Below are 26,883 nucleotides of genomic sequence, written 5' to 3' on the forward strand. Positions count from 1 at the left end.
TAAAGTATTTTTAACCTCTAATTCGAATTTAAAGTAATGAACAAAATCACCATTTTAATTCACTGCAACGATTTATCTGGTATTGTAGCATCTGTAACTAATTTTATTTCAGAAAAAAAAGGAAACATCATATACTTAGATCAGCATGTTGATAGAGAACAAAATATTTTCTTCATGCGTCTTGAAAGTGAATTTATAGACACAAATTTTTCAACAGAAGGTTTTAAAGAAACTTTTAAAGAAACATTAGCAGATAAATTTGAAATGAAATGGCGTATTTATTCTTCTGAAAAGAAACCCAAAATGGCTTTATTTGTTTCTAAATACGACCATTGTTTATACGATTTATTAGGACGTTACAACTCAGGTGAGTTAAATTTAGAAATTCCTTTTATTATTAGTAATCATTTAGATTTAAAACCAATTGCTGATAATTTTAAAATTCCTTTTTATCATATTCCTGTTACAAAAGACAAAAAAGCTGAAGCTGAAGACAAACAATTAGAATTATTAGAATCTCATAATATAGATTTTATAGTTTTAGCACGCTATATGCAAATAGTATCAGGTAAATTAATAAATAAATATCCTAACAAAATTATTAATATACATCACTCCTTTTTACCTGCCTTTGTAGGTGCTAAACCTTATCATTCAGCTTATAAAAGAGGTGTAAAAATTATTGGAGCAACAAGTCATTATGTTACAGAAGAATTAGATGCTGGCCCAATAATTGAACAAGATGTAGCACACGTATCTCACACCTACACAATTGATGCTTTAATTGCTAAAGGACGTGACCTAGAAAAAATTGTTTTAGCCAATGCTGTTAAACTTCATGCAAATAGAAAAGTAATGGTTTTCAATAATAAAACAGTTATTTTTTCATAATAAAAGAATTATCATTTTCTTAGTATAAATAAGGGTTTCAAGACGAAACCCTTATTTATTTTAATTGCTTTCATAAATTAAATAGTGACTTATTGTTTTTCTGAGTGTCACAAAACCAGTGGAAAAAAAACAACCATATAACTTAATTTAAATTTTTTATGAAAACAAAACTATTATTATGCCTAACGTTTTTATTAGGCCTAGGATTTTCTCAAGCACAAGATTTACCTAGCAATCCTGAACCAGGAAAATGTTATGTAAAATGTATTACTAAAGATGAATTTAAAGATGTAGATGAAACTATTGAAGTATACCCTGCATACACAAAATTAACAGTTGTTCCTGCTACATACAGAACTGTTGAAGAACGCGTTTTAATAAAAGAAGCTACAAAGAAATTTATTTATGTTCCTGCTGTTTATGAAACTGTAGAGGTATCTTATATCAAAAAAGAAGGTAGAACAGATTTAAGCATCAATCCTGCTACTTTTGGAAAAGACTCAAAAACTTTTGAAATGTATCCAAAAACTTCTGGATGGGAATATAAAGAAGCTGAATGTGATTCTCCTAACAAAGAAGATTGTGTATCTGCTTGTTTTGTTGAATACCCTGCTACATTTAAAGATGTTAACTTTACAACTTTAGCAAAAGACGCTAACACTAATAACATTCCTGTTGCCGAAATACCAACTGTTTACACAAAAAGAGTTGTTAAAACGCCTGCTCACACAAAAGAAGTTGCTATTCCTGCTGAATACGCTACTATAACTAAACGTGTACTTGAAACTCCTGCTACTACTAAAAGCGTTACTGTTCCTGCAAAACACAAAACTGTTACAAGAACTGTGTTAGCTAAAAAAGGTGGTATTACTACTTGGGAAGAAGTTGACTGTGGTTTATTAAATGCTAATGTTTTACCAATATTTTATGAGTTAGGAAGTGCTAGAATTACTCCAGCTTCTAAAAAGATTATTGATGAAACTTTATTACCATTATTAAAAAGTAAACCTGTAAGCATTGAATTAATGTCTCATACAGATTCTAGAGGTAATGATGATTTTAACATGTCTTTATCTCAACAACGTGCAAACTCTGTTGTTAACTATTTAGTATCTAAAGGAATTTCTAGAAACCGTTTATCTGCTAAAGGATACGGAGAAACTAGATTAGTAAACCGTTGTGATAATGGTGTTGAATGTTCTGAAGCTGAACACCAAAAAAATAGACGTACTGAATTTAGAGTAATAAACAATTAATTAAGTGACTAACTGAAATTAATTACAGCAAGTAAATTGTTTAAAAGACACCTTTTTTAAGGTGTCTTTTTTGTTATAACATATTGAGGATAATATGTAGTTTCTTTTTTTACATCTACACCATAAGTATCACTTAACATTGATGCCATCAAATCAAAATATTTATAATGTATTTGCCAATCGTGAAGTATAGTATCTAAAGGTTTATTTTTAACAATAACAGGCATTTCTAATACGTTTGACAACTTATATTGCATCTGATTAAAAGTAACGTTATCCCCCATAATTTCAGAATCTCCAATCAAATAATGTGGCGAATCAATTCCCCAATCAATCTGTTTATCATCCCAAAAGGTTGGTGCTTTTACATCAAAAACCAAAACGTCTCCCTTTATTTCATTTTCAATTTGTTCTAAATTTAAAGCTTTTAAAATATCAATCGTATCAATGTTATTCTTTAAGTAAATCTGATATGTTTTGTTTAGAGTATGAGGAATCTTCACCTGATTCTTATAAACCTTAAGTGAATACGCTAAAATATCTTGTAACGATCCTTTTAACTCCGTAAACGATGTTTTATTATTTACTACTAACTCTTCAAAACCACCTTCCTGTAATTCAATACACTCTATATTCTTAGTTGGCACATAAGCTTCTTCTATAGTTGCAGCCTCATAAGTTTCAATTTCAAACATATGGTCTACATGTTTCTTTTTATTATTACTTCTTAAAAAATTAGCTATTTGATAAGACTTAAGCTCAGCCGGATGTCCTTCCCATAATTTATCACCAGCAGCATTATACAAAATACCATACGGCAAACTAACAATGTTATTTTTTTTGAATGTTTGCCCATCAAAATCTATAGCTACTGCTAGTTTAATATCATGCTTTGTCATAAACTTTTTTACCACTCTAGGACTCTCTTGACTTAATGAAACAATGTAAAAATCGTCTGGATATTGAGCTTGTAAAGATTCTAAATATTTAGACACATGTACACAAGGCACGCACCAAGTTGCCCAAAAATCGACAAAATAAAGTTTATTATTCGTTTGATTTGCTATTTGTGAAGACTGGATATTCTCAGAAATTTTTATTTGTCCAAAGAAAAAAGTAGGACATAAAAAACATAACGAATAAACAACTAGTTTTTTTAAATACATGTATATTTTTTTTAGTATAAAAACACAATACGTGCTAACATATAGCTAGATAACAATTATTATGCTAAAATAGTATTTAATTAAAAAAGAATATCGAAATCTGTTTTTTATGCCTTTTATTTAATTATGAGTGTGACTTTTTTATTTTTCATGAGTCTAAACATTAAAGAAAGAATAACTCTAAAATGTAAAATTGAAGAGACATTCATTTTGGTTGGTTTGGTTATAAGGCACCTTTGGTTGGGTGCCTTTATTTTAAGCAAAACTTTAGCCCATATTTAACTTTATTTTACGCATAAGAATATATCTTTGCTTAATACATAAACACAATACATTATGATTCGTAAATTTTTAGCAATTTTTTTAATTTTTAATCTTACTGCTTGTGCAGAACTTCAACAAGTAATAAATCAATTACCTCAAGGCACTGGCACTATTGGTAATGCTGATATTGCTTCTGGTTTAAGACAAGCTTTAGATTTAGGGATAGACAAACAAGTAAGTAAACTTACTCAAACCGATGGTTTTTTTAAAAACGATTTAGTTAAAATTTTATTACCAGAAGAATTACAAAAAGTTGATAAAGCACTAAGAGATATTGGATTAAACAAATTAGCAGATGAAGGCTTAAAAGTACTTAATAGAGCCGCTGAAGATGCTGTAAAAGAAGCTACACCTATATTTGTTGATGCTGTTAAAGGTATTACGTTTGCCGATGCTAAGAATATTTTACTTGGCAATGATGATGCAGCTACTCAATACTTAACATCTAAAACTCAAACAGCTTTATACGACAAATTTAATCCTGTTATTAAAAATTCTTTTGGTAAAGTTGGTGCCGATGAAATTTGGAGTAATCTAATAAACAAATACAACGCCATACCATTTACTAATAATGTAAACCCAGATTTAACAGATTATGTTACTGGAGAAGCATTAAAAGGTGTGTATACAATGATTGCTGTTGAAGAAAAAGATATTAGAACTAAAGTGTCTTCTAGAACTACCGATTTACTTAAAAAAGTATTTGCTTTACAAGATTAAAGACTACAATATTTTATTATAATGAATCCGATAATTTTTTAATTATCGGATTTTTTTTTATTTCTGAATAAATTTCGTATATTAAATACCTGTTATTCAGTCGACAATGAATAAAAATGAGATTATAAAAACCCATCAAGAAAAACTTAACGCTCGTTATAAAGAACTCGTTGAGCAAGCTTATAATTTCCGACAAACAGATTCTGCTCTAAGTGATATTTCAGAATACAAAGCCATTAAACTTCTCAATAAACTTAATAGATTAAAATACCTTTACAGAGAACAACAAAAAATAGCTATTTAAGGTTTATTAGCATTTTTTTAACTTTTTTCTTACATCCAAAAATTATAAAATCTCGTACTTTATATAAAAAAGAAGATATGAGTACACATTATTGTAAAGTTGGAAAAATTAAACCAAACGAAAACAAATTAATTAGCTTAAAAGAATTTAAACAAAAAATTGCAAACTTTGTTGAATATGTTAACAAGGTTGATTTTTCAGAAGATTTAAACGCAACTGTTTAAAATACTTAAATGCTTTTAACAACCTAGAACCATACCAAGAAAACATTTCGCCATCTGCTAAAACAATTTGGGCATTAGGAAAATTTTCTTGAAAGACTTTTTTATGCTTTTCTTTAAACGGAAAAGGCTCGCTAGATAATAGAACAACTTGCACCGTTTTATTAATAGAAAGCTCCTCTATATTAATTTCAGGATATCGCTCGGTATCTTCATAAGCATTTTCTAAATGATTAAGCTTAAGTAAATAGTCTATAAAGGTATTGCTACCTGCCACCATAAAAGGTTCCTTCCAAATAAAGTAAGCCGTTTTTAATATTGGTTGATCTTTAATAAAACACTTAAAATCATCAATTTCTTTATTTATTCTAGCTATAATTTCTTCTGCTTCTTTTAGCCTATCAAAAATATCTCCGTATTGTTTTATTAATTCCGAACTATCTTCAATGGTAAAAATATCAGATACATGTACCTGACAAACTAATTCACAAGCTTCAACAATTGCTTTGGTATTTTCTTCTTTATTACAAAGAATAATATCTGGAGATAAAGACTTGATCTTTTCTAAATCAATTTGCTTTGTCCCTCCTACAACAGTAACATCTGTTTTTATATCCTGTGGATGCACACAAAACTTAGTAACACCAACCAAAGTTGATTTTAAACCTAAATCGCAAAGCAATTCTGTTTGACTCGGCACTAAAGATATAATGCGTTTAGGAGTTTCTTTTAAATGAATAGTTCTATTGAGTTGATCTTGTACTTTCATTTAATTATCGGAAACTACCTAGCAATGACAATTATTTATTTAAAATTAGCGCCATTTCTTTTTGAAGTTCTTCTGCTTTATTTGCAGCAGCTTGTGCAAAATCGGTTTCATTAGAAGCATAAATAATACCTCTTGAAGAATTTATAAGCAAGCCTACACTATTATTCATTCCATATTTACAAACCTCTTGCAAGTTGCCGCCTTGAGCTCCAACACCAGGAACTAATAAAAAACTTTCAGGAATAATTTTACGTATATCAGCAAAATACTCTGCTTTAGTAGCTCCAACTACATACATTAAGTTTTCGGAGTTCTCCCAAGTTTTTGATGTTTCTAAAACCTGTTTGTAAAGCTCTTTACCCTCAACTGTTTTTGTTTGAAAATCGAAAGCACCTGCATTAGAGGTTAGTGCCAACATAATGGTATGCTTATCTTTAAAAGCTAAAAAAGGTTCAACAGAATCTTTTCCCATATATGGTGCTACGGTAACAGAATCGAACGCTAAATCTTCAAAAAAGGCTTTCGCATACATGGTACTTGTATTACCTATATCGCCACGTTTTGCATCAGCAATTGTATATATTTCTGGATGCTTTTCGTTTAAATAATTAATAGTTTTTTCTAATGCTTTCCAACCTTTTAAACCATAAGCTTCATAAAATGCTGTATTTGGTTTATAAGACACACATAAATGGTGTGTGGCATCTATAATGGCTTTGTTAAAAGCAAAAATAGGATCTTCTTCTTTTAAAAGGTGCTGTGGTATTTTATTTAAATCAACATCTAATCCTATACATAAGAATGATTTCTTTTTGTTGATTTGCTCTATTAATTGGTTTGTTGTCACAATGTATGTTTTGTCATTCCTGTGAAAGCAGGAATAAATTTTTAATATAATTCAATTTATGAGATTCCTGCCTTCGCAGGAATGAGAATTAAATCACATCATCATTAGCTTTCAACTTCTCAGTATTTTCAGCTAATTGCAATTCATCTAATATTTTTTGAATATCGCCATTTACAATATTACTCAAATCGTAAAGGGTTAACCCTATTCTATGATCGGTTACACGACCTTGAGAGTAATTATAAGTTCTAATTTTAGCACTTCTATCACCAGAACTCACCATACTACCACGTTTAGCAGCATCTGCTTCGTTTTTCTTAGCTAATTCTAATTCGTATAAACGCGAACGTAATACTTTAAATGCTTTTTCTTTATTTTTATGTTGTGACTTTTGATCTTGACATTGTGCTACCAAACCAGTTGGAATGTGTGTTAAACGCACCGCAGAATAAGTAGTATTTACAGATTGCCCACCAGGTCCAGAAGAACAGAAAAAATCTATACGCACCTCTTTTGGGTTAATTTCAACATCAAACTCTTCGGCTTCAGGAAATACCATCACTGTTGCTGCACTGGTATGTACACGTCCTTGTGTTTCTGTTTGTGGTACACGCTGTACACGGTGCACACCAGCTTCAAACTTTAGTGTTCCGTAAACATCTTCGCCTGTAACTTCAAACTGAATTTCTTTAAAACCACCATTGGTACCTTCACTAAAATCTACTGTATCAACTTTCCAACCTCTACTTTCACAATATTTAGAGTACATTCTAAACAAATCGCCTGCAAAAATACTTGCTTCATCACCACCAGTTCCCGCACGTAGCTCTACCACGGCATTCTTAGAATCTTCAGGATCTTTTGGTATTAATAATACTTTTATTTCTTCTTCAAGTTTTGGAATTCCTGCTTTGGCTTCGTCATATTGCATTTTAGCCATTTCAACCATTTCTGCATCACTACCATCAGAAATTATTTCTTCAGCTTCAGCTAAATTATTAGAAAACTCTAAATATTCTTCTCTTTTATCCATGAGAAGTCTCAAGTCTTTATACTCTTTATTTAACTGAACATAACGTTTTTGATCGCTAATAATATCTGGTTGAATGATTAAATCACTAACCTCATCAAAACGTTGTTTTATAATTTGTAATTTCTCTAACATCTGCCTTTTTTAATTGAAGACCAAAAATACGATAATTTATGAATTCTCAACATCTATATAAGACTGTAATAATTGAATACTAAAAATATTATTCATTATTTATCGTTATAAAAGGTATCATGCAACAATTATCATCTATTTTTCTTTTTTATAGACCATTTATTTTATGGTCTTTTGGCATTAATATATTTCTTTTTCCATTTAGCAATAGCATAATCCCTATTCTTATTGCCAAATTATTATTAACCATCTTTTTATGGTATATAACGAAAGAAACTAATGCTAGAAGAAAATTAGTTTTCTATAAAAATTTAGGAGTTTCTTCATTCAAATTATTTTCCTCAATTTATATCATCGATTTATTTTTAAACATTCCATTTCTTTTAATTCTTAAAGAATTTATATGATTTTTGAAATAGATAATGTCGAACTTTATTTTAAAGAAAAACGTATTTTAAATGGTGTTTATTTAAAAGCTGAAACAGGTAAAGTTACAGGCGTTTTAGGAAGTAACGGATGTGGAAAAAGCTGTTTATTAAATATTGCGTTTGGTAATTTAAAACCTAAATATAAACTTATTAGGATTGACAAAAAGCCTATACTAAAACCATTATATAAAACAAAACTAGCTGGTTATTTACCTCAGTTTAATTTTATTCCAAATACTCTAAATATCAATAAAGCTTTTAATCTTTTTAAAGTATCTTGGGAAGATTTTTTAGTGCCTTTTGAAGGTTTTAGCAAATACAAAAACTTAAAATTCAATAAACTATCTGGTGGCGAACGCCGATTGATAGAAACATATATCCTTTTAAAGAGTAATAAACCAATTATATTTTTAGACGAGCCTTTTTCGCATTTAGCACCTTTACATATTGAAAAAATAAAAGCATTAATTTCTGAAGAAAAACAACACAAAGCTATCATTATTACGGATCATATGTATAAACATATTGTTGATGTTTCTGATGCCATTTATCTTATAAAAGAAGGTTGCACGAAACTTATTAAAGACTTAAAAGAACTTGAAGATTATAATTATTTAAGCTTTGGAACTATAGAATAAAAAAAAGGCTGTTAAAAAACAGCCTCTTTTTCTCTAAAATGATAATGCTATTAACCACATTTAGAAGAACCACAATCTTTACAAGTTAAACAACCTTCTTGGTAAATTAAATTTTTAGATTTACAACTATCACACACCTGTCCTTTAGCTTTTGTTCCATCGGCCACATAATGTTTTAATGCTCGTCCTACACCATTTTTCCAAGTATTAATTGACTCACTATCTAATTGTAAACTATTAATTAAATCGACAATTTTATCAATTGGCATCCCATGTCTTAAAGTACTAGATATTAACTTTGCATAATTCCAAAACTCAGGATTAAATTTATATGACAACCCTTCAATAGTTGTTTTATAACCTCTTTTATTTTTATACTGAAAATCGTAACGCGAACTACCGTTCTCTTCCCTACTTTTTATAATAACACCTTTATTTACCCATCGTGGTAGTAAAATACCAACTTCATCATCTGTAAGTCCTGTAAAAATTTCATAAGGCTTACCTTCTATCAAACCTATAAAAGCAATCCATTTCTCTTTACTATTCTGAAAACGAACCACATCAGCCTCTAAAACTTCTGGACGCTTTATTGGAAATGCTGTTAGCAAATCTTTATCCTTATCTTCCTTTTCATCATTAGCTATTAAAACTCCAGATCTCGACCCATCTCTATAAACCGTAACACCTTTACAACCAACTTCCCAAGCTTTTATATATAATTGTCCTACTAACTCTTCTGTAGCATCATTTGGCAAATTAATTGTAACACTTATAGAATGATCTACCCATTTTTGAATAGCTCCTTGCATACTTACTTTACTTAACCAATCTACATCATTAGAAGTTGCTTTATAATAAGGAGATTTTTTAATTAAATCGTCAATTTCAGTCTGTGAGAAGTTTTTAGTGGTATCAATACCATTTACTTCCATCCATTGTTTGAATCTGTGATGAAACACAACATATTCTTCCCAAGAATCACCAACATCATCAACAAAATCTATACGCGCTTCTTTATCGTTAGGGTTTACCTTTCTTCTACGCTTATAAACAGGCATAAATACAGGTTCAATTCCAGACGATGTTTGCGTCATTAAGCTTGTTGTTCCTGTAGGTGCAATAGTTAACAAAGCAATGTTTCGTCTACCATATTCTAACATTTCATAATACAACTTACTATCGGATTCTTTTAAGCGATTTATAAACGGATTCTTTTTTTCGCGTTCGGCATCAAAAATTCCAAATGCACCACGTTCTTTTGCTAAATGTACAGAACCTCTATAAGCTTCAATTGCAATAGTTTTATGTACTTCTAAAGAAAACGCATTACCAGCTTCACTACCATACTGAATACCTAATGCTGCTAACATATCACCTTCAGCTGTTATACCAATACCTGTTCTACGCCCCTCTTCGGCTTTGGTTTTTATATTAATCCATAAATTACGTTCTAATGCTTTTACAGTATCTAACTCAGGATCTTCATCTATTTTACGTAAAATATTATCAATTTTTTCTAATTCTAAATCAATAATATCATCCATAATACGCTGAGCAGCTGCAATATGTTTTTTAAATAATTTAAAATTAAAACTTGCTTCTTTTGTAAAAGGTTTATCTACATAAGAAAATAAGTTAATAGCCAACAATCTACAAGAATCATAAGGACATAAAGGAATTTCTCCACAAGGATTTGTAGATACTGTTTTATAACCTAAATCGGCATAACAATCGGGTACAGACTCATTAATGATAGTATCCCAAAACAACATACCTGGTTCGGCAGATTTCCATGCATTGTGAACGATTTTCTTCCATAAATCATTTGCTTCAATGGTTTTAGAAACCTTTGGATTCTCACTAAAAATGGGATATTTCTGAGTATAATTACTGCTATTTTTAACAGCTTTCATAAACTCATCATCCATTTTCACTGATATATTTGCCCCCGTAACTTTTCCCTGCTCCAACTTAGCGTTAATAAAATCTTCTGAATCTGGATGATTAACAGATACTGAAAGCATTAATGCGCCACGTCTTCCATCTTGTGCAACCTCTCTAGTAGAATTTGAATAACGCTCCATAAAAGGCACAATACCTGTAGATGTTAAAGCTGAATTTTGCACTGCTGATCCTTTTGGTCGAATATGAGATAAATCGTGACCAACACCACCACGACGTTTCATTAATTGTACTTGCTCTTGATCTATTTTCATTATGCCTCCGTAAGAATCTGACTCACCAGAATTACCAATAACAAAACAATTTGAAAGCGATGCTATTTGATACGGATTACCAATACCTGCCATAGGACTTCCTTGAGGCACTATATATTTAAAATCTTTTATTAGATTAAAAATATCTTCTGCAGATAAGGGATTTGCATATTTTTGTTCAACTCTTGCTAATTCTTTAGCAATTCGTTGATGCATATCATTTGGAGTTTTCTCATAAATATTTCCTTGAGAATCTTTTAAAGCATATTTATTTATCCATACACGAGCAGCTAAGTCGTCGTTATCAAAATACTTTAATGAAGCATTAAAAGCCTCTTCTTGTGTAAATGTTTTGGGAGGTTTGTTGGAAACACCTGTACTCATTTAGTTTAAATTTTTAGGTTATAGTTATAACCATAAAGTAACAAAACCTTACAAGTTTAAAACATGATAAAAGTCATGCCGGCTCAACACAAAAACTACAAACAACTAAAAATCAATTTATTATGAATTTATCAACATTGAATAGTTAACATTTTTTTATTTTAAAAAAAAGGCTTTTTTTAAAAATCGACAGCAAAACCAACACCTAAAAACTGCTTCCATTGTATTTTAGCACCTGCTTCATCTAGTTCTCCTTCTTCTATTAATGATGGTTTTGTTGTTTTTACATCATCATCATATCTAATATGTGATCCTAAAGTTGCTCTAATAAAACTATTCACTTTAAAATCGAAATCGATACTCCAATCTAAATCTACATTACCAAAATTGTTTATGTAATCGGTATATAAACTTACCTTATGTTTCATATTAACATTTTCAGCCACTTCCATTTCATAACTATTAGTCATTAAAATACCAACTTCTTTTCTTGTACGCTCTCCTTCCTTAATAATATTGCCTTCATCATCATAAACCGCAGGAGTTACTCCAAATGAACCAGCATTGGCTAAGTCTTCATCTAAAACATAAGTTTGTTTTAATGTTAGTGGCGAAAAATAAAAAGACAATTCATCTATATCTTTTCCATATTCCATACCGCCTCCAAAAAACAAATATCCTGGAGCTAAAAACCTAGAAATAGGATTATCTGTATCTGGATATTTATAACCATTAGTCATTTGAGTTCTAAAATTAAGTTTTGCAGAATAAAACCAATTTGATACACCATCAGGTCTATACCCAATATTTGAATTAATTTCAAACAAATCATCAGTCTTTCTTAATTTTTTACTTTCTTGCTTATTAATACCAAATCGGAGTATAGCATCATTTTTCCAAGAAAAGAATTTATCAGTATAATCTGCAGAAGTTTTAACTCCTAAAAGTCCAGAAATAGAATTAGTACCTCCAGAATTCCAATTAGAAAAAGCAACTTCATTTAAATCTAAAGTAGCTTTATTTTTTTGAATCCATTGTGGACCGTCATATTTTTCAGCTTTAGGCTTTTTTATGAATAAAGAATCTGGTTGGGCAATAATAAACTGAAAGAAGAAACAAAAAATTATTAATAAAACACTTTTCATTTTAAGGGTATGTTAGGTTGATTTTGACAAACTATATTTCCATCAACAATTGTTCCATTTCAATGAAAAAAAGATGAAAATTAATAATTAAACTCTCCAAACTCACTTTTTATTGTAAGCTTCTTAGTTTTTGAAGCTTCCACACGACCAATAATTTTAGCATCTACATTAAATGATTTAGATATTGCAATAATATCTTCGGCTATTTCTGGCGTTACATAAAGCTCCATTCTATGTCCGCAATTAAATACTTGATACATTTCTTTCCAATCGGTTTTACTCTGTTCTTGTATTAATTTGAATAAAGGCGGAATTGGAAACATATTATCTTTTACAATATGAAACTCATCAACAAAATGAAGGATTTTAGTTTGCGCACCACCAGAACAATGTACCATACCGTGAATAGTATCACTATTAAACTCTGATAAAATCTTCTTTATAATTGGTGCATAGGTACGTGTTGGCGACAATACTAATTTACCAGCATCAATAGGTGCATCTTTAACAGCATCGGTTAATTTAACACCTCCAGAATACACTAATTCTTCTGGAACTGAAGCATCAAAACTTTCAGGATATTTCTCAGCTAAGTATTTACTAAACACATCGTGACGTGCCGAAGTAAGTCCGTTACTTCCCATACCACCATTATATTCTTTTTCGTAAGTAGCTTGCCCGAAACTTTCTAAACCAACTATAACATCGCCTGCTTTAATATTAGCATTATCAATAACATCTTTACGGTTCATACGTGCTGTTACTGTAGAATCTACAATAATGGTTCTTACTAAATCTCCAACATCGGCGGTTTCGCCTCCTGTGGAGTGAATAGTTACTCCAAAGGATTTTAAATCTTCAAGTAATTCTTCGGTTCCGTTAATAATAGCAGATAAAACGTCTCCTGAAATTAAATTTTTATTTCTTCCAATAGTTGAAGACAACATAATATTATCGGTTGCACCAACACATAATAAATCGTCTATATTCATGATTAAAGCATCTTGAGCAATGCCTTTCCAAACCGAAATATCGCCAGTTTCTTTCCAATACATATACGCTAAAGACGATTTTGTTCCTGCTCCATCGGCATGCATGATTAAGCAATAATCTTCATCATTTGTTAAATAATCTGGAACTATTTTACAAAATGCTTTAGGAAACAGACCTTTATCTATATTCTTAATAGCATTGTGTACATCTTCTTTTGATGCTGAAACACCGCGTTGCGCGTAACGTTTTGAAACTTCTTGACTCATAATATTGTATTGTGGTGCAAAGGTAATTTTTTGAATTAAAAAATCATGCTTTTTAATAATGAGATTTTTTAAAGTTATTAAGTTTAATTTATATGGCAAAACGCTCTTAACTTTGTCAGAAAAAAATAGCTAACTTCGTTTAACGTATGATATAAATCATTAAAACGATTTCATATCAACGTCATTGCCCACAATTAGACGAAACCCTTAAAAAACAAGAAACCGACTAGTTAACTAACTGAAAAATATAGTTCACTCAATCTGAATTTTTAAATTCATAAACCTGAATTAACTTCGTGGAAACGAATGAAACAATGAGAAAATTACTTTTATTACTAATATTTATTTTACCGCTAACAATATTTAGTCAAGATAACTATTTAGCGAATCTACCTGTTAGTGGTGGAATTTCAGAAATAGGTGTTTCACCTTCCGAAAAAATATGGCTCGCTACAAAAGCTGGGAATACCTACTATACAGATAAAATTGGCGAATTATGGAGTTTTGGTCCTTTAGGAACAAAAGACCCTTTATCAATGGACTTCGGAGGAACTTTTGAGCGTGTTAACTTCTTTTCAGAAAAAATAATGATGATTTCTGGCTACATACACGGAGAAAATTCTAATACAGATTTTGTCTATAGGTCAGAAGATGGTGGATTAAATTGGAATAAAGTAAAATTTGGTAAAAGTAGTTGGATTGATGCTGCTTACATTAACGATAAGGGAAAAGCTTGGATGAGTGGAAATTCTCAACTTATTTACTATACCCAAGATTATGGTGAAACTTGGAAAAGCTTTGATAAGGCAGGAAATGAAAATGCATTAAGATTTGCAACAATTCACTTTGCTAAAGATGAAAAAACAGGCTTGTTTGGCTCTTTTTGGAATGTACTTTACAAAACGACTGACAACTGTTTAACTTGGGAAAGGTTACCAACGCCTTTAGACCTAAAAAAATATAAGAGGCTTTCTAAAGAACATAGACCTGACATAAAAAAGATAAGGATTTTTGGGGACTATTACATTATCAATCAACAAGGAAACATTTTCTATACAAAAAGTGATAAGATAGACTGGATAGAATTACCAAATATAGCTGACTTTGAAACTACATCAGATGAGTCTATTTATTTAATTGACAAAGATTTAAAAATCGACTTAAGGGATTCAAGTTTCGTTTCTATTTGGCAATCCAATAAACAATTGAGAAGTCTACCAATAGCTATTAATACTAAAAACAATAGTCTTTTCGCTTTTACTTACGGTGAAATTTATAAAATCAACAGAAACGATTTTATTGTTTCAAAACTTATGACAAATGAAGTGCCAATTAGTGAGCCTTATTTAAAGGTAAATTACAAAGGTGAAGAAATTGGCTTCGATGGAAATACTGTTTTAAGATTTAATAAAAAAAGAACAGAATGGTATCGATTTATGGAATTACCTATCAATGTTTCGAATGCAGTTATTTTCAAAAACCAAATTGTAGTTGCTGACAATTATTTAGACCAAAGGTTGGTTGTAGACATTGATGAACAAAAAACCACTAAATATGAACTTCCAAAATCGCTTTTCAATTTATCAGCGAATAAAATAGAAAAGTTTTCGATTGAAATTGGTAGTCAAGGTTGTTTTCATAATGATAAGCAATACAAAGAGTATCAACTAAAAAATAACACTTTTAAATTAATCAAAAAAGGAAAACAATTTTTGTCCAAAATGGACAAAGAAATAAGTCCTGAAATATTAAATGATATAGTTAATGAAATTGATAATTCTCGTTTCAAGGAACTAACAGTAAATGATTTAAAAGTTTCAAAAAAAGACTTGGATAACTTTAAAGACTTCATAGATAATGAGGCACAGAAAATAAAGAAAAAAGGTTACGACCATTTAGACTACAATAATTACTACACGTTCCCAGGTGAAAACACAGATTTCAGTTTTTATAAAAATGTGGCTGACCGATTTGAGTCAATTCCAAATTCTGTAGTTAACGAAGTATTTAATAAAGGATATGGAAATTGGAGTACGACAACTGTTTGGAGAAAAATAACCATTGATTTTAATAATGGTGATGTTTTAACTATAGAAAATTCAGACGACAAACCAAACTATTTATATACACCTTGGATAATTAATTTTAACGGATTAATTATAAAAAGTAACTCTCTCGCATTAGGACAAAAGATTAATGAACTAACTGAAGGCGATTTGTATTCTGATTTTTCAAAAGAAAAAAAATATGCTATTTACAAGGTTGCTGATTTTCTCTACAAACAAAAACTGAACGAAAAACAACTGTGGCCAACAACGTGTATAATTAATGACTAGTTCAAGCCTACTTACGAAAATCCTCGCGGATTTTCTATCTGGTTTTTATTTGCTAAATTAGGTGCTTAAACACGCCACTAATCATACACAAAACCGTTAAACGAACCTCTACAAAAAATCACTTTGCTAACTTCAGAAACAGAAGTTAGCAAACAAGCGCGTTAGGGATTATTCATTGGCTAATACATTAAATTAATGAAATCATGAATGCGTTGCATTTGAAACGGCATCCTTTTGCTTTTTATAAAATTAATAGAATATTGGTGGCATCTATAAATTTAATTAGTAGATTTCTGCCTTCGCAGGAATGACAAAAGCAAAAGATACAGTGGAAAGCCCGACCTGTTCCTGAAATTAATTCAGGATAAAAGATAACGCCCAAATAAAAAAACTATCTGGTAAACAACAATTCACGGTACTTTGTAAGTGGCCAAATTTCGTCATCAACTAGAAGTTCTAACTTATCGCAATGGTAACGAATATCGGTAAATAAAGGTTTTACTTTATTGCAATACGATAAAGCTTTCTTTTCAATATCGGCTATAGCATTTGCCTTTTTACGAGCATTAATTAATTTAGTTACGTTAGCATTTATACCTTCTATATGACTAGAAATTTCCTCAATTAAACTAATTTGCTCTTTAGCGACGCTATTATATTTTTCTTCGAAAATCTCTTTTAAACCTTTTACATTTTCAATTAAAATATTTTGATATTTAACAGCTGTAGGTACAATATGGTTTCTAGCAATGTCGCCTAATACTCTACCTTCAATTTGAATATGCTTGCAGTAAGCTTCCATTTCTATTTCGTAACGGGCTTCAGATTCTATTTTACTCATAACTTGCATTTCTTCGAATAATGCAATGGATTTTTCAGAAATTTTTGCTTTTAAAGCTTCTGGTGTCGTTTTATTATTACTTAAACCGCGTTTCTTAGCTTCAGCTTCCCAGGCATCTCCATAGCCATTGCCTTCGAACAGAATATCTCTAGACGATTTTATATATTCTCTTAATACATTAAAAACGGCTTCGTCTTTCTTTAAATCTTTTTTGTCAATTAATGCATCGACCTCAACTTTGAAATCTTTCAATTGTTTTGCTACAATGGTATTTAAAACCGTCATCGGGTTACCACAATTAGCTTTAGAACCCACGGCTCTAAATTCGAATTTATTACCTGTAAAAGCGAAAGGCGATGTTCTGTTTCTATCCGTATTATCTAATAAAACATCTGGTATTTTACCAACCACGTTTAATTTCAATTCGGTTTTTTCTTGAGGTGATAGTTTTCCTTTGGTAACACCTTCTAACTCTTCTAAAACTTTGGTTAATTGTTCGCCTATAAATACAGAAATAATAGCAGGAGGCGCTTCGTTAGCTCCTAATCTGTGATCGTTACTTGCTGATGCTATTGCTGCTCGAAGCAATGCTTCGTTTTCTCTAACCGCTTTTATCGTATTTATAAAAAAGGTAAGAAACTGCAAGTTACTCATAGGTGTTTTTCCTGGTGCTAATAAATTAACGCCAGTATCTGTAGATAACGACCAATTGTTATGCTTACCAGAACCATTCATACCTGCAAATGGTTTTTCGTGAAATAATACTTTAAAATTATGACGCGAAGCCACACGCCCCATAATATCCATTAATAAGGAGTTGTGATCGACAGCTAAGTTTGCTTCTTCAAATATAGGTGCTAATTCAAACTGATTGGGTGCTACTTCGTTATGACGTGTCTTTACAGGAATTCCTAAAAGCATACATTCTGTTTCTAACTCGCGCATAAAATTAAAGGCTCGTGTAGGAATGGCTCCAAAATAATGATCGTCTAATTGTTGTCCCTTTGCAGATGAGTGCCCAAGTAACGTTCTTCCTGTTAATATAATATCTGGACGACTCGCTGCTAACATTTTATCTACTAAAAAATATTCTTGTTCCCAGCCTAAAGAAGAATTTACCTTTTTTACATTTTTATCGAAATACTTACACACTGCTGTAGCTGCATGATCTACAGCATGAAGTGCTCTAAGTAGCGGTGTTTTATAATCTAAAGCATCACCGGTATAAGCCACAAATATGGTTGGAATACACAAAGTGGTTCCGTAAATAAATGCGGGCGATGTAGGATCCCAAGCTGTATAGCCTCTGGCTTCAAAAGTGTTTCTAATACCACCACTAGGAAAACTAGACGCATCTGGTTCTTGCTGTACTAATTGGTCGCCTCCAAAACGTTCAATAGACATACCTCCCTCGATAGTTTCAAAAAAAGCATCGTGCTTTTCGGCAGTGGTTCCTGTTAATGGTTGAAACCAATGTGTATAATGTGTTACGCCTTTAGACAACGCCCAATCTCTCATAGATGAAGATACTTGGTCTGCTATGCTTCTGTCTATTTTTTTCCCATGGCTTACCGCATTCATTACGCCTTTAAAAGCATCTTTAGTTAAATATTGACGCATGGTGTTTTCATTAAACACATTTTTACCAAATATTTCTGAACGACGCTCATTTTCTTCTACATGAACAGGCTTGTATGCTAACGACTCTTTTATCGCATGGAATCTTAATATCGACATCTTTATAATAAATTAAGGCTTGTTTAAATTTCTTATATCCTTTTACAAAAATAAGTACCTAAAACAAAATACAGCTATAAACTGGAAAATTTATTGTTAACAATATTTCAGTATTTATATAAAATAATATGCTTTTTTTAAAATAATCCTTAAAAAAATGGGGTATAAACAAAAACAACCATGCTTTATATTAAAAGCACCCCTATAAATTTAAAGTATCTATAGAATAATATATATTTGTGTAATTAACATTTAGTATCTTATTTATAAAATTTTTATTATGGCAAAAATTAAATTAGAATACCTTTGGTTGGACGGTTATTTTCCAACTCAAAACTTGAGAAGTAAAACTAAAGTAGAAGAACATGAAGACTTCAAAGGGACTTTAGAAGAATTAGGAAATTGGTCTTTTGACGGATCTTCAACTAGACAAGCTGAAGGTGGATCTTCAGATTGTTTATTAGTTCCTGTTGCTATTTACCCAGATCCTGACAGAATCAACGGTTATTTAGTAATGACTGAAGTTATGAATGCTGATGGAACTCCTCACCCTTCTAACGGTAGAGCTACTATTGATGATGATGATAATGATTTCTGGTTTGGTTTCGAGCAAGAGTATTTTATAATGGATACTAAAACGCAATTACCATTAGGTTTCCCTGTTGGTGGATATCCTGCTCCTCAAGGAATGTACTACTGTTCAGTTGGTGGAAAAAACACTCACGGTAGAGATTTAGTTGAAGAGCATGCAGATTTATGTATTGATGCAGGTTTAAATTTCGAAGGTATTAACCAAGAGGTTGCTTGTGGACAATGGGAATTCCAATTATTTGCAAAAAGCGCAAAATTAGCTGGTGATGAAATGTGGATTGCTAGATATTTATTAGATAGATTAACTGAAAAGTATGGTTACTACATTGATTACCACCCAAAACCATTAGGTAAAGATATGGATTGGAATGGTTCTGGTATGCACGCCAACTTCTCTAATACAACATTAAGAACTTGTGGTTCTAAAGAAACTTACGCTGCAATATGTGAAGCTTTCCGTCCAGTTGTAGACGAGCACATTGCTGTTTACGGTGAGTTTAACGACCAACGTTTAACAGGTTTACACGAAACTGCTGCTATTACAGATTTCTCTTGGGGAGTTTCAGATAGAGGGGCTTCAATACGTATTCCTATTATTGCTGTAGAAAAAGGCTACAAAGGATGGTTAGAAGATAGACGTCCAGCTTCAAACGGTGATCCATATAAGATTGCTGCTGTAATTGTTAAAACTGTTAAATCTGCTAAAATATAATTATTTTAGATTAACAGATTTGTTCATAATAAAAAAGGGTTTACATTTTGTAGACCCTTTTTTATTTGCATTATATTAACCTTTTTAATTTTTTTGGCGGGTTTTTAAGAAAAATAAAAACCGCGATCCGTTACTAGTTTTGTAAAAACTTAAATGGAAGTTTCACAAAAGCTAACCACTACTATCGCTTCCGCAAGTATCAGCAAACGCATAGACTATACAAAGTAAATACTTGTCATTTTTGCTCTAGAAGGAAACACATACTCAAAATCACGTATAACTTATCTCAATCTTACGTCATATCACAATGTGCTAAACTATAATTTAAATAAATTCAATAAAAAAAGGTTCACTTCACGCAAACCCTTTATATAAAGGTTATAATGTTTTATACTAAAACTTTCCTTTCGTAAACACTAAAAACATAAAAAGTCCATAACCAACAACTAAAAAGAAACCTTTAACTCTACTTATTTGCATTTGTTTTGGAATAAAAATAAGAGGAATTAAAACTGCCGAAAACCCAAGCATCCAGAAAATATCGCTTGATAATATTTGAGGTTCTGAAACAGTAATTGGTTTCACTATAGCCGTTAAACCTAAAACCGATCCGATATTAAAAATATTAGAGCCTATTAAATTCCCTAACGAAATAGCTTTTTCTTGTTTAGCCACCGCAATAACCGATGCCGCTAATTCTGGCACACTCGTACCTATAGCAATTAAAGACACACCTATTACCGCTTCGCTTACACCTATAGAAACCGCTATATCTTTAGCGCCTTTCACCAACCATTCACTCCCAAAATACAGTGCAGCCGCACCTATTAATAACCACAAACCTATTTTAAAATTAGAAACCACAGCTAAGGTATCATCAACCTCTTCAATTACCGTATCTTTTCTGGCTGTTCTTATAAGATATATTAAAAAGATTATTAGTCCAGCAAATAAAATACCACCTTCTATTGCTTTTAGTACACTATCATTTTTAAGAAAATAGTAAAGTGCTATAGAAAACACCATCATTACAGGCCAATTAACCTTGTAAAATGATTTATCTACCGCAATGGCTCCTACTATAGCCGTAACTCCTAAAACCAATCCTATATTCGCAATATTTGATCCTACTACATTATTAATTGCAATGGCTGGAGAACCTGACAGAGCTGCTTGCAAGCTAACCAATAGTTCTGGAGCCGAGGTTGCAAAAGATACCACCGTCATTCCAATAACCATTTTAGAGATATTAAACTTAAAAGATAAGGCAACAGACGAGCGTACTAAATACTCGCCTCCTATTACCAAAAGAATAAAACCAAGAATAACCCAAAGCAAACTCATAAAATATATTTTTTGCGAAGATAAATGAAAGTAAAAAGTGAAAAGCAAAAAGCGAAAAGTTTTTTATTAAAACTTAAAATATAGTTAAACAACTATTTAAGTAGTTGTATAACTATAAAAATAGTTGTATATTTGTTTACAAGAAATAAATATTTCTTCCTTCGAGGAAATGAAAACAATAATTCACAATGGAAAAACTAACAAACAAAGAAGAAGAGATCATGCACATATTATGGAAGTTAGAAAAGGCTTTTGTAAAAGATGTATTAGCAGAAATAAAAGAGGACAAACCACATTACAACACGCTCTCTACCATTATTAGAAATTTAGAAGAGAAAGGTTATGTTAGTTATAATGCCTATGGTAAAACACACCACTACTTCCCTATTGTTAGTAAGGAAGAGTATAGAAAAGGGTATATGAATGTTGCCATTAACAACTACTTTAACAGTTCCTATAAAAACATGGTATCGTTTTTTGCTAAAGAAGAAAAAATAAGCGTTGAAGAACTTAAAGAAATTATTGCTTTAATTGAAAAAAACAAATAGTTATGGAATATCTTTTAAAAGCTAGTGCTGTTATTACTATTTTTTATTTGTGCTACAAACTGTTTTTACAGCGTGATACGTTTTTTGAATTTAATAGGGTGTTTCTATTATTAGGTATTATTACAGGATTTCTTATTCCGTTTGTTGTCATTCCTATTTACGTTGAATACTCGCCAATAGACCTATCTAATTTTACGACTAATACTTACACACTAACTGAAACCATTGAAGAACATTTTAATTTAGTAGATCTCATTCCTATTATATATATAATGGGTGTTATTGGATTTTCTATTCGTTTTATAATTCAATTAGTATCCTTGTCTCGTGTTATCCTAAAAAACAAGCGTGACAAGCAAAGCCATTTTACCATTATTACAACTACTAATAATATTTTACCTTTCTCTTACTTTAAATGGATTGTGTTTAACCCTGCTCTATTTAACAAAGAAGAATTAAAGCAAATTATAGCGCATGAAATGGTGCATGTTAAACAATACCATTCTATAGATAATATAGTAACACAACTCGCTTGTATTGTACTTTGGTTTAACCCTTTTATATGGCTATACAATAAAGATTTAAAACAAAACTTAGAATTTATTGCCGACCAAAATGCACAACAAAAAACCGATTGTAAAAAAAGCTACCAATACACCTTATTAAAAACAAGTATGCCAACTCATCAACTGGCTTTAACCAATAATTTTTATAACTCATTAATCAAAAAACGAATCATTATGTTACACAAATCAAAATCAAAGAAAATCAATCAAATTAAGTATGCTTTAGTTATCCCTCTGTTAGCCGTGTTTTTAATGAGTTTTAATACTGAAGAAGTTTATGTTAATTCTGAATCTAAAACCAATCCAACCATAGCTAATTCACAGACTGAGACTGAAGAATTCATTATCTCAGGCTCGGTTTCATTAGAAGGAATAGGCTCTAAATTAAAGGGAGTATACCTCTCAATTGAAAAAAAACAAAGAGGTGTTCTAACAAATTCAAATGGCGAATTTAAAATTAAATCCGCTATTGGCGATAAAATTATCATTTCTAAAAAAGGCTTACATTCTAAAGAAATTACAATAAAAAACAAAGATTATTTAAATATTATACTTGGTACAGTTAGCGGATTAATCATAGATGCTATGAATCCAAAAAAGCCTATTTATTATATACACGGAAAAAAGGTTTCTAAAAAAGTTTATAATAGAATATCTGATAGTATTATGAAAACAGCTTTTACAAAAAAGTCAAATAATAATAATAATAATAAAAGTCAATCTATTGTATCTGGTATTGTAACCGATATTAAAGGAAACCCTATTGAAAAGGTTATGATTATAAACGGAACTAATTCTGGAGTTATGACAAATAACAAGGGGGAATATAAAATTAAGTCCCAAAAAGGTGATGAGCTAATTTTTACTTTTGAAGGCATGGCTACACAAAAAATTAAAGTAGAAAATAAAACACAGCTTAATATTCAGTTACAACCAGAAAATAAAAAAAGTAAAACATCTACTTGGAAAGTTAGATTTGGAGTGAATGCTAACGAAGAAAACAATAAAGTACCTTTAATTTTATTAGATGGGAAAGAAATTTCTAATGAAGAATTTGAAAAAATAGACCCTAAAAGCATTAAATCAATTGATGTCTTAAAAGACGAAAAAGCTGAAAAAATATATGGTGAAAAAGGTAAAAATGGTGTCCTTATTATTACCACAAAAGAAAAAACTACTGGGGTAACAGTAATTGGATATGGCAAACCATCTGATTCTAATAAGAATACAGGAATTTTAACAGGAATAGATTGCAGATCTACTTTAATTATTCTTGATGGTAAAGAAATAGAAAAAAAAGAACTAGAAGATATTCACGATACTGATGTAGAGTCTGTTAACATATTTAGAAACGAAGAAGCTATAGAGAAATACGGTAAAAAAGGTGAAAATGGGGTTATTGTAATTACCACAAAAGGAAAAGCTTCTGAAGTATTAGTAACTGGATATGGCAAATCATCTGACTCTATCAACGATAGCCAGAGTATAAGAATAAGAGCTACATCTACGGCAAATGGTAAACAGCCTTTAGTTATTGTTGATGGGAAAGAATTACCTTATGAAAAACTAGAAAAGATAAAGCCTGACAACATTAAATCAATTGACGTCTTAAAAGACGAAAAGGCTATAGAGAAATACGGTAAAAAAGGTAAAAACGGTGTTGTAGAAATTACTACTAAAAAGTAAACTCCACACTACTCTTCATAAAAAAAGACACTCAGAAATGAGTGTCTTTTTTTATATATTCAATTTTGAAAAAAGATAAAACCATTAAAAACAGTACATTTTTTAATAAAAACCCCCTTGGTTTTTAAAACCCCCTTCCAAAAACCCCTTGAATAGTTTACATATGAAACTATAATAACTACAAATAGTTTCAATTAAAAACGTACACAAGGAGAGTCACATGAATATCGAAACCAATTTGATTTTATTACTTACACTTTCGTATTCAATTTCATCGATTTCATTAAAAACACTTGGAAGGAAGATTCCCAATTATATATATTGAAAAAACAATCAATAAACGGAGTCTAATATTAACCTTTTAAAACCAAAAAAAATATGATAACACTTGCCAAATTTGTAGTCGATTTAATCACCTTCATATTATCGATTATTTAATCCTTACAAATGGTAGAACTTAGTCTAGAATAAGTTTTACTATTTTTGTTTTATAACAAGGATTATAAAAATGAAAAAGCAAGTCTTCAAATTTTTAGCAAAAGTTAATAAAACACTACTACCTAGTTACTCTAAAAAGCAATTAGATTTAGCAAAAGCAACCAAACTACAAATAGCTATTATTGGCTGGAGGTGGTTTGTTACTAAAAATGCTTTAGATTAATTTTTTACCTTAAAAACTTTCTCTAAAATAGTATCCATTAAACACCATTTTGTAATGGACGATTGTAATAAGTTAGCACCAACAAATGCTGTAAACCATAGCCAATTTATATTTACATAGATAGCTAATAGTAAACTTATTAAAATAAATGTTCCTGCAATACCTCTAACAATTCTATTTTTCATCTGTTTTATTTAATTAATGTAAAGATATACTCGGATGACACGAAAGAGTGTAACAATAGTTACTAAGAAAAAAAGCACCCAAATAATGAATGCTTTTAAATTCAAATGAATCAACCAAATACAACTAATTGAGTTAGTCACTCTTTCTAATTGTAACTTATTATTATTACTTTATATAAATAAAAGCAATTATATATATGAAAAAACGAAACCACAAACACTATATTAAACGTTTTTAATTACACTTATAATGTCATCTTTTTTTACTACTCCAGACAGTCGCCATATTTGTTTACCATCATTAAAAATTATTAATGTAGGTACGCCTCTAACTTGATAACGTGAAGCTAATGCTTGATTTTTATCAACATCAATTTTAATAATTGAAACACGTTCACCTAAAGCATCTTTAACTTGTTTTAAAATAGGACTCATCATTTTACATGGCCCACACCATTCTGCAAAAAAGTCAACTAAAACAGGTTTGTTTTGATTTAATATTTCAGAAAATTTACTCATTGCTGATTATTGTTCTTTACCAATATTCATTTTTCCTTTTTGTTCTTTAAAATGAGCTTCAAACCAGTCTGGTTGTGCTATATCATTTTCAAACATATAATCTGCTATTTTTTCAATAGTTTGTTCTGGATATGGTGTTTTTGGCATCACACCAAAGCGATTAACAGCTCCAAACATTTTTGCGTTTTCTTTGGTTGGATTTTTAATCCACTCTTGCATAGAATTAACAAAATCTTCTTTAGACGTATTATTGTTAATATACATTTTTTTAATAGCAATCATTGGTGGTGCTAATCTGGCATCATGACTAGCAGAAGGGCTATGACATGCATAACAATAAATTTCCATTAACTTTTTTCCTGGATGTACTTCATCTGATTTAGACTCAGAAATTGTCACTTTTTTAATTTCTTTTTTTGAATTATTACAACTTAATAATGTAAAAAAACAAAGTATTCCTACAAAAAAATATTTCATACTCTATAAATTTATAGCATAAAAATACTTGAATTTTAATTGGTAAAAGGTAACATATGTTACTTTTAAAAAATATTTTGAGATGTTTTTTAAAACAAAAAAGCCTTAACAACTTTATTTCAAAGTATATTAAGGCTTTTACAAACCAACTAAACTATCTTATTATTCTAGAAAAATCCTAAATCCCTAAACCTTGCCCTCCACCAACTTGTATTGTTTCTGCTGTTAAAAAAGCTGCATCATCACTTACTAAGAATGAAATTACAGAAGCAACTTCTTGTGGCTGACCTAATCTTCCTAATAGAATATTATTCTTCCAAGAGGCAAACACTTCTGGTTTAGAAGATTTAATTTCTTTATGGAATGGTGTATCAATAGTACCTGGAGATACAGCATTCACTCTAATTCCGTACTCAGCAAGATCCTTTGCTAATGCTCTTGTTAAAGCATGAACTGCAGCTTTAGATGTTCCATAAATACCAGCTCCAGGTCCACCAGCATTCCATCCTGCTATTGATGTGTAATTAATAATTGAAGGATTTTCACCCTTTTTAAGAAATGGAATAGCAGCTCTTGAAGCAAAAAATGCCGAATCAAGATTTAATGCCATTACAAATCTGTAAAACTCTGTGGTCATTCCTTCAAATCTAGATCTACCTCCTAAACCACCTGCATTGTTTATAAGAACATCTATTCTACCATACTTTTCTCCAATTTCATTAATGTTTGAAGTAACAGCTTCTTCGTTTGTAACATCAAAACCGTAATACTCTGAATTGATTCCGGCTTCAGTAAGTTCTTCAACTCTTTTAGCTCCTGATGCATCTTCAATACCATTTAATATTATTGTATATCCGTCTTTACCCAATCTTTTTGCCACCTCGAATCCAATACCTCCAGTAGCTCCGGTAATTACAGCAACTCTTCCCTTTAAATTACTCATA

23 protein-coding genes are annotated in these 26,883 nt (G+C 30.6%); 10 read left to right on the forward strand and 13 right to left on the reverse strand.

The annotated features are described in order from the left end of the window. Positions 1–36: 36 nt before the first annotated feature. Together purU and ACH5TW_RS03735 are read left to right on the forward strand one after the other, a co-directional pair. Positions 37–891 carry a formyltetrahydrofolate deformylase gene (gene purU, locus ACH5TW_RS03730; RefSeq protein ID WP_439335139.1) on the forward strand — a complete coding sequence of 285 codons (855 nt, stop codon included), beginning with the start codon at positions 37–39 and terminating at the stop codon, positions 889–891. Between the two features lie 158 nt (positions 892–1,049). After that, positions 1,050–2,147, forward strand: a complete 1,098-nt coding sequence (locus ACH5TW_RS03735; RefSeq protein WP_439335140.1) for an OmpA family protein — start codon at positions 1,050–1,052, stop codon at positions 2,145–2,147. A gap of 56 nt (positions 2,148–2,203) precedes the next feature. Here ACH5TW_RS03735 and ACH5TW_RS03740 read toward each other — a convergent pair whose 3' ends face one another. Next, entirely contained in the window at positions 2,204–3,313 is a 1,110-nt protein-coding gene (locus ACH5TW_RS03740) for a TlpA family protein disulfide reductase (protein ID WP_439335141.1), read from the reverse strand. A gap of 336 nt (positions 3,314–3,649) precedes the next feature. Between ACH5TW_RS03740 and ACH5TW_RS03745 the strand changes: the two genes are divergently transcribed. Both ACH5TW_RS03745 and ACH5TW_RS03750 read left to right on the forward strand, forming a co-directional pair. Next, a complete protein-coding gene (locus ACH5TW_RS03745; protein WP_439335142.1) occupies positions 3,650–4,357 on the forward strand; it encodes a DUF4197 domain-containing protein in 708 nt (235 codons plus the stop codon). Between the two features lie 106 nt (positions 4,358–4,463). Continuing rightward, positions 4,464–4,661 carry a Lacal_2735 family protein gene (locus ACH5TW_RS03750; protein WP_439335143.1) on the forward strand — a complete coding sequence of 66 codons (198 nt, stop codon included), beginning with the start codon at positions 4,464–4,466 and terminating at the stop codon, positions 4,659–4,661. Positions 4,662–4,841: 180 nt separating this feature from the next. Here ACH5TW_RS03750 and ACH5TW_RS03755 read toward each other — a convergent pair whose 3' ends face one another. The 3 genes from ACH5TW_RS03755 to prfA form a co-directional block, all read right to left on the reverse strand. Next, positions 4,842–5,651 (reverse strand): ABC transporter substrate-binding protein, encoded by an 810-nt coding sequence (locus tag ACH5TW_RS03755; RefSeq protein ID WP_439335144.1) that lies wholly within the window; start codon positions 5,649–5,651, stop codon positions 4,842–4,844. A 31-nt stretch (positions 5,652–5,682) separates the two neighbouring features. Continuing rightward, on the reverse strand, positions 5,683–6,498 hold the full coding sequence (gene pyrF, locus ACH5TW_RS03760; protein WP_439335145.1) for an orotidine-5'-phosphate decarboxylase: 816 nt from the start codon (positions 6,496–6,498) through the stop codon (positions 5,683–5,685). An 88-nt stretch (positions 6,499–6,586) separates the two neighbouring features. After that, entirely contained in the window at positions 6,587–7,663 is a 1,077-nt protein-coding gene (gene prfA, locus ACH5TW_RS03765; RefSeq protein WP_439335146.1) for a peptide chain release factor 1, read from the reverse strand. A 403-nt stretch (positions 7,664–8,066) separates the two neighbouring features. On the opposite strand from prfA, the gene ACH5TW_RS03770 reads away from it, so the two are divergent. Then, positions 8,067–8,729 carry an ATP-binding cassette domain-containing protein gene (locus ACH5TW_RS03770; protein WP_439335147.1) on the forward strand — a complete coding sequence of 221 codons (663 nt, stop codon included), beginning with the start codon at positions 8,067–8,069 and terminating at the stop codon, positions 8,727–8,729. A 50-nt stretch (positions 8,730–8,779) separates the two neighbouring features. Here the strand turns inward: ACH5TW_RS03770 and ACH5TW_RS03775 are convergent, their stop codons facing one another. The 3 genes from ACH5TW_RS03775 to ACH5TW_RS03785 form a co-directional block, all read right to left on the reverse strand. Then, a complete protein-coding gene (locus tag ACH5TW_RS03775; protein ID WP_439335148.1) occupies positions 8,780–11,332 on the reverse strand; it encodes an adenosylcobalamin-dependent ribonucleoside-diphosphate reductase in 2,553 nt (850 codons plus the stop codon). 179 nt (positions 11,333–11,511) lie between these two features. Continuing rightward, positions 11,512–12,477, reverse strand: coding sequence for a DUF3078 domain-containing protein (locus ACH5TW_RS03780; protein WP_439335149.1), 966 nt, complete (start codon positions 12,475–12,477; stop codon positions 11,512–11,514). Between the two features lie 80 nt (positions 12,478–12,557). Next, on the reverse strand, positions 12,558–13,736 hold the full coding sequence (locus tag ACH5TW_RS03785; RefSeq protein WP_439335150.1) for an AIR synthase related protein: 1,179 nt from the start codon (positions 13,734–13,736) through the stop codon (positions 12,558–12,560). Positions 13,737–14,050: 314 nt separating this feature from the next. Here ACH5TW_RS03785 and ACH5TW_RS03790 point away from each other — a divergent pair, with 314 nt between their 5' ends. Beyond that, complete coding sequence (locus ACH5TW_RS03790; RefSeq protein WP_439335151.1) at positions 14,051–16,072, forward strand: WD40/YVTN/BNR-like repeat-containing protein; 2,022 nt, start codon at positions 14,051–14,053, stop codon at positions 16,070–16,072. A gap of 391 nt (positions 16,073–16,463) precedes the next feature. On the opposite strand, the gene ACH5TW_RS03795 is transcribed toward ACH5TW_RS03790, so the two are convergent. Beyond that, entirely contained in the window at positions 16,464–18,650 is a 2,187-nt protein-coding gene (locus tag ACH5TW_RS03795; RefSeq protein ID WP_439335152.1) for a glutamine synthetase III family protein, read from the reverse strand. Positions 18,651–18,930: 280 nt separating this feature from the next. Between ACH5TW_RS03795 and ACH5TW_RS03800 the strand changes: the two genes are divergently transcribed. Next, entirely contained in the window at positions 18,931–19,953 is a 1,023-nt protein-coding gene (locus tag ACH5TW_RS03800; RefSeq protein WP_439335153.1) for a glutamine synthetase beta-grasp domain-containing protein, read from the forward strand. 393 nt (positions 19,954–20,346) lie between these two features. Here the strand turns inward: ACH5TW_RS03800 and ACH5TW_RS03805 are convergent, their stop codons facing one another. Continuing rightward, complete coding sequence (locus ACH5TW_RS03805) at positions 20,347–21,297, reverse strand: calcium/sodium antiporter (RefSeq protein ID WP_439335154.1); 951 nt, start codon at positions 21,295–21,297, stop codon at positions 20,347–20,349. Positions 21,298–21,485: 188 nt separating this feature from the next. On the opposite strand from ACH5TW_RS03805, the gene ACH5TW_RS03810 reads away from it, so the two are divergent. The 3 genes from ACH5TW_RS03810 to ACH5TW_RS03820 all read left to right on the forward strand — a co-directional run bounded on the left by ACH5TW_RS03810 (position 21,486) and on the right by ACH5TW_RS03820 (position 24,758). After that, positions 21,486–21,845, forward strand: coding sequence for a BlaI/MecI/CopY family transcriptional regulator (locus ACH5TW_RS03810; RefSeq protein WP_439335155.1), 360 nt, complete (start codon positions 21,486–21,488; stop codon positions 21,843–21,845). Positions 21,846–21,847: 2 nt separating this feature from the next. Beyond that, a complete protein-coding gene (locus ACH5TW_RS03815; RefSeq protein WP_439335156.1) occupies positions 21,848–24,097 on the forward strand; it encodes a M56 family metallopeptidase in 2,250 nt (749 codons plus the stop codon). Between the two features lie 508 nt (positions 24,098–24,605). Beyond that, a complete protein-coding gene (locus tag ACH5TW_RS03820; protein ID WP_439335157.1) occupies positions 24,606–24,758 on the forward strand; it encodes an SsrA-binding protein in 153 nt (50 codons plus the stop codon). Here ACH5TW_RS03820 and ACH5TW_RS03825 read toward each other — a convergent pair. The 4 genes from ACH5TW_RS03825 to ACH5TW_RS03840 all read right to left on the reverse strand — a co-directional run bounded on the left by ACH5TW_RS03825 (position 24,755) and on the right by ACH5TW_RS03840 (position 26,882). Beyond that, entirely contained in the window at positions 24,755–24,943 is a 189-nt protein-coding gene (locus ACH5TW_RS03825) for a YgaP family membrane protein (RefSeq protein WP_415862925.1), read from the reverse strand. The genes ACH5TW_RS03820 and ACH5TW_RS03825 overlap by 4 nt on opposite strands. Positions 24,944–25,168: 225 nt before the next feature. Continuing rightward, a complete protein-coding gene (gene trxA / locus ACH5TW_RS03830; RefSeq protein WP_439335158.1) occupies positions 25,169–25,462 on the reverse strand; it encodes a thioredoxin in 294 nt (97 codons plus the stop codon). 6 nt (positions 25,463–25,468) lie between these two features. Then, complete coding sequence (locus ACH5TW_RS03835) at positions 25,469–25,939, reverse strand: hypothetical protein (protein WP_439335159.1); 471 nt, start codon at positions 25,937–25,939, stop codon at positions 25,469–25,471. 178 nt (positions 25,940–26,117) lie between these two features. Then, positions 26,118–26,882: an SDR family NAD(P)-dependent oxidoreductase gene (locus ACH5TW_RS03840; RefSeq protein ID WP_439335160.1), complete on the reverse strand. Its 765-nt coding sequence runs from the start codon at positions 26,880–26,882 to the stop codon at positions 26,118–26,120. Between the last annotated feature and the right edge of the window lies 1 nt (position 26,883).

Source organism: Thalassobellus sediminis (assembly GCF_044386045.1).
GTDB classification, from domain to species: Bacteria; Bacteroidota; Bacteroidia; order Flavobacteriales; family Flavobacteriaceae; genus Thalassobellus; species Thalassobellus sediminis.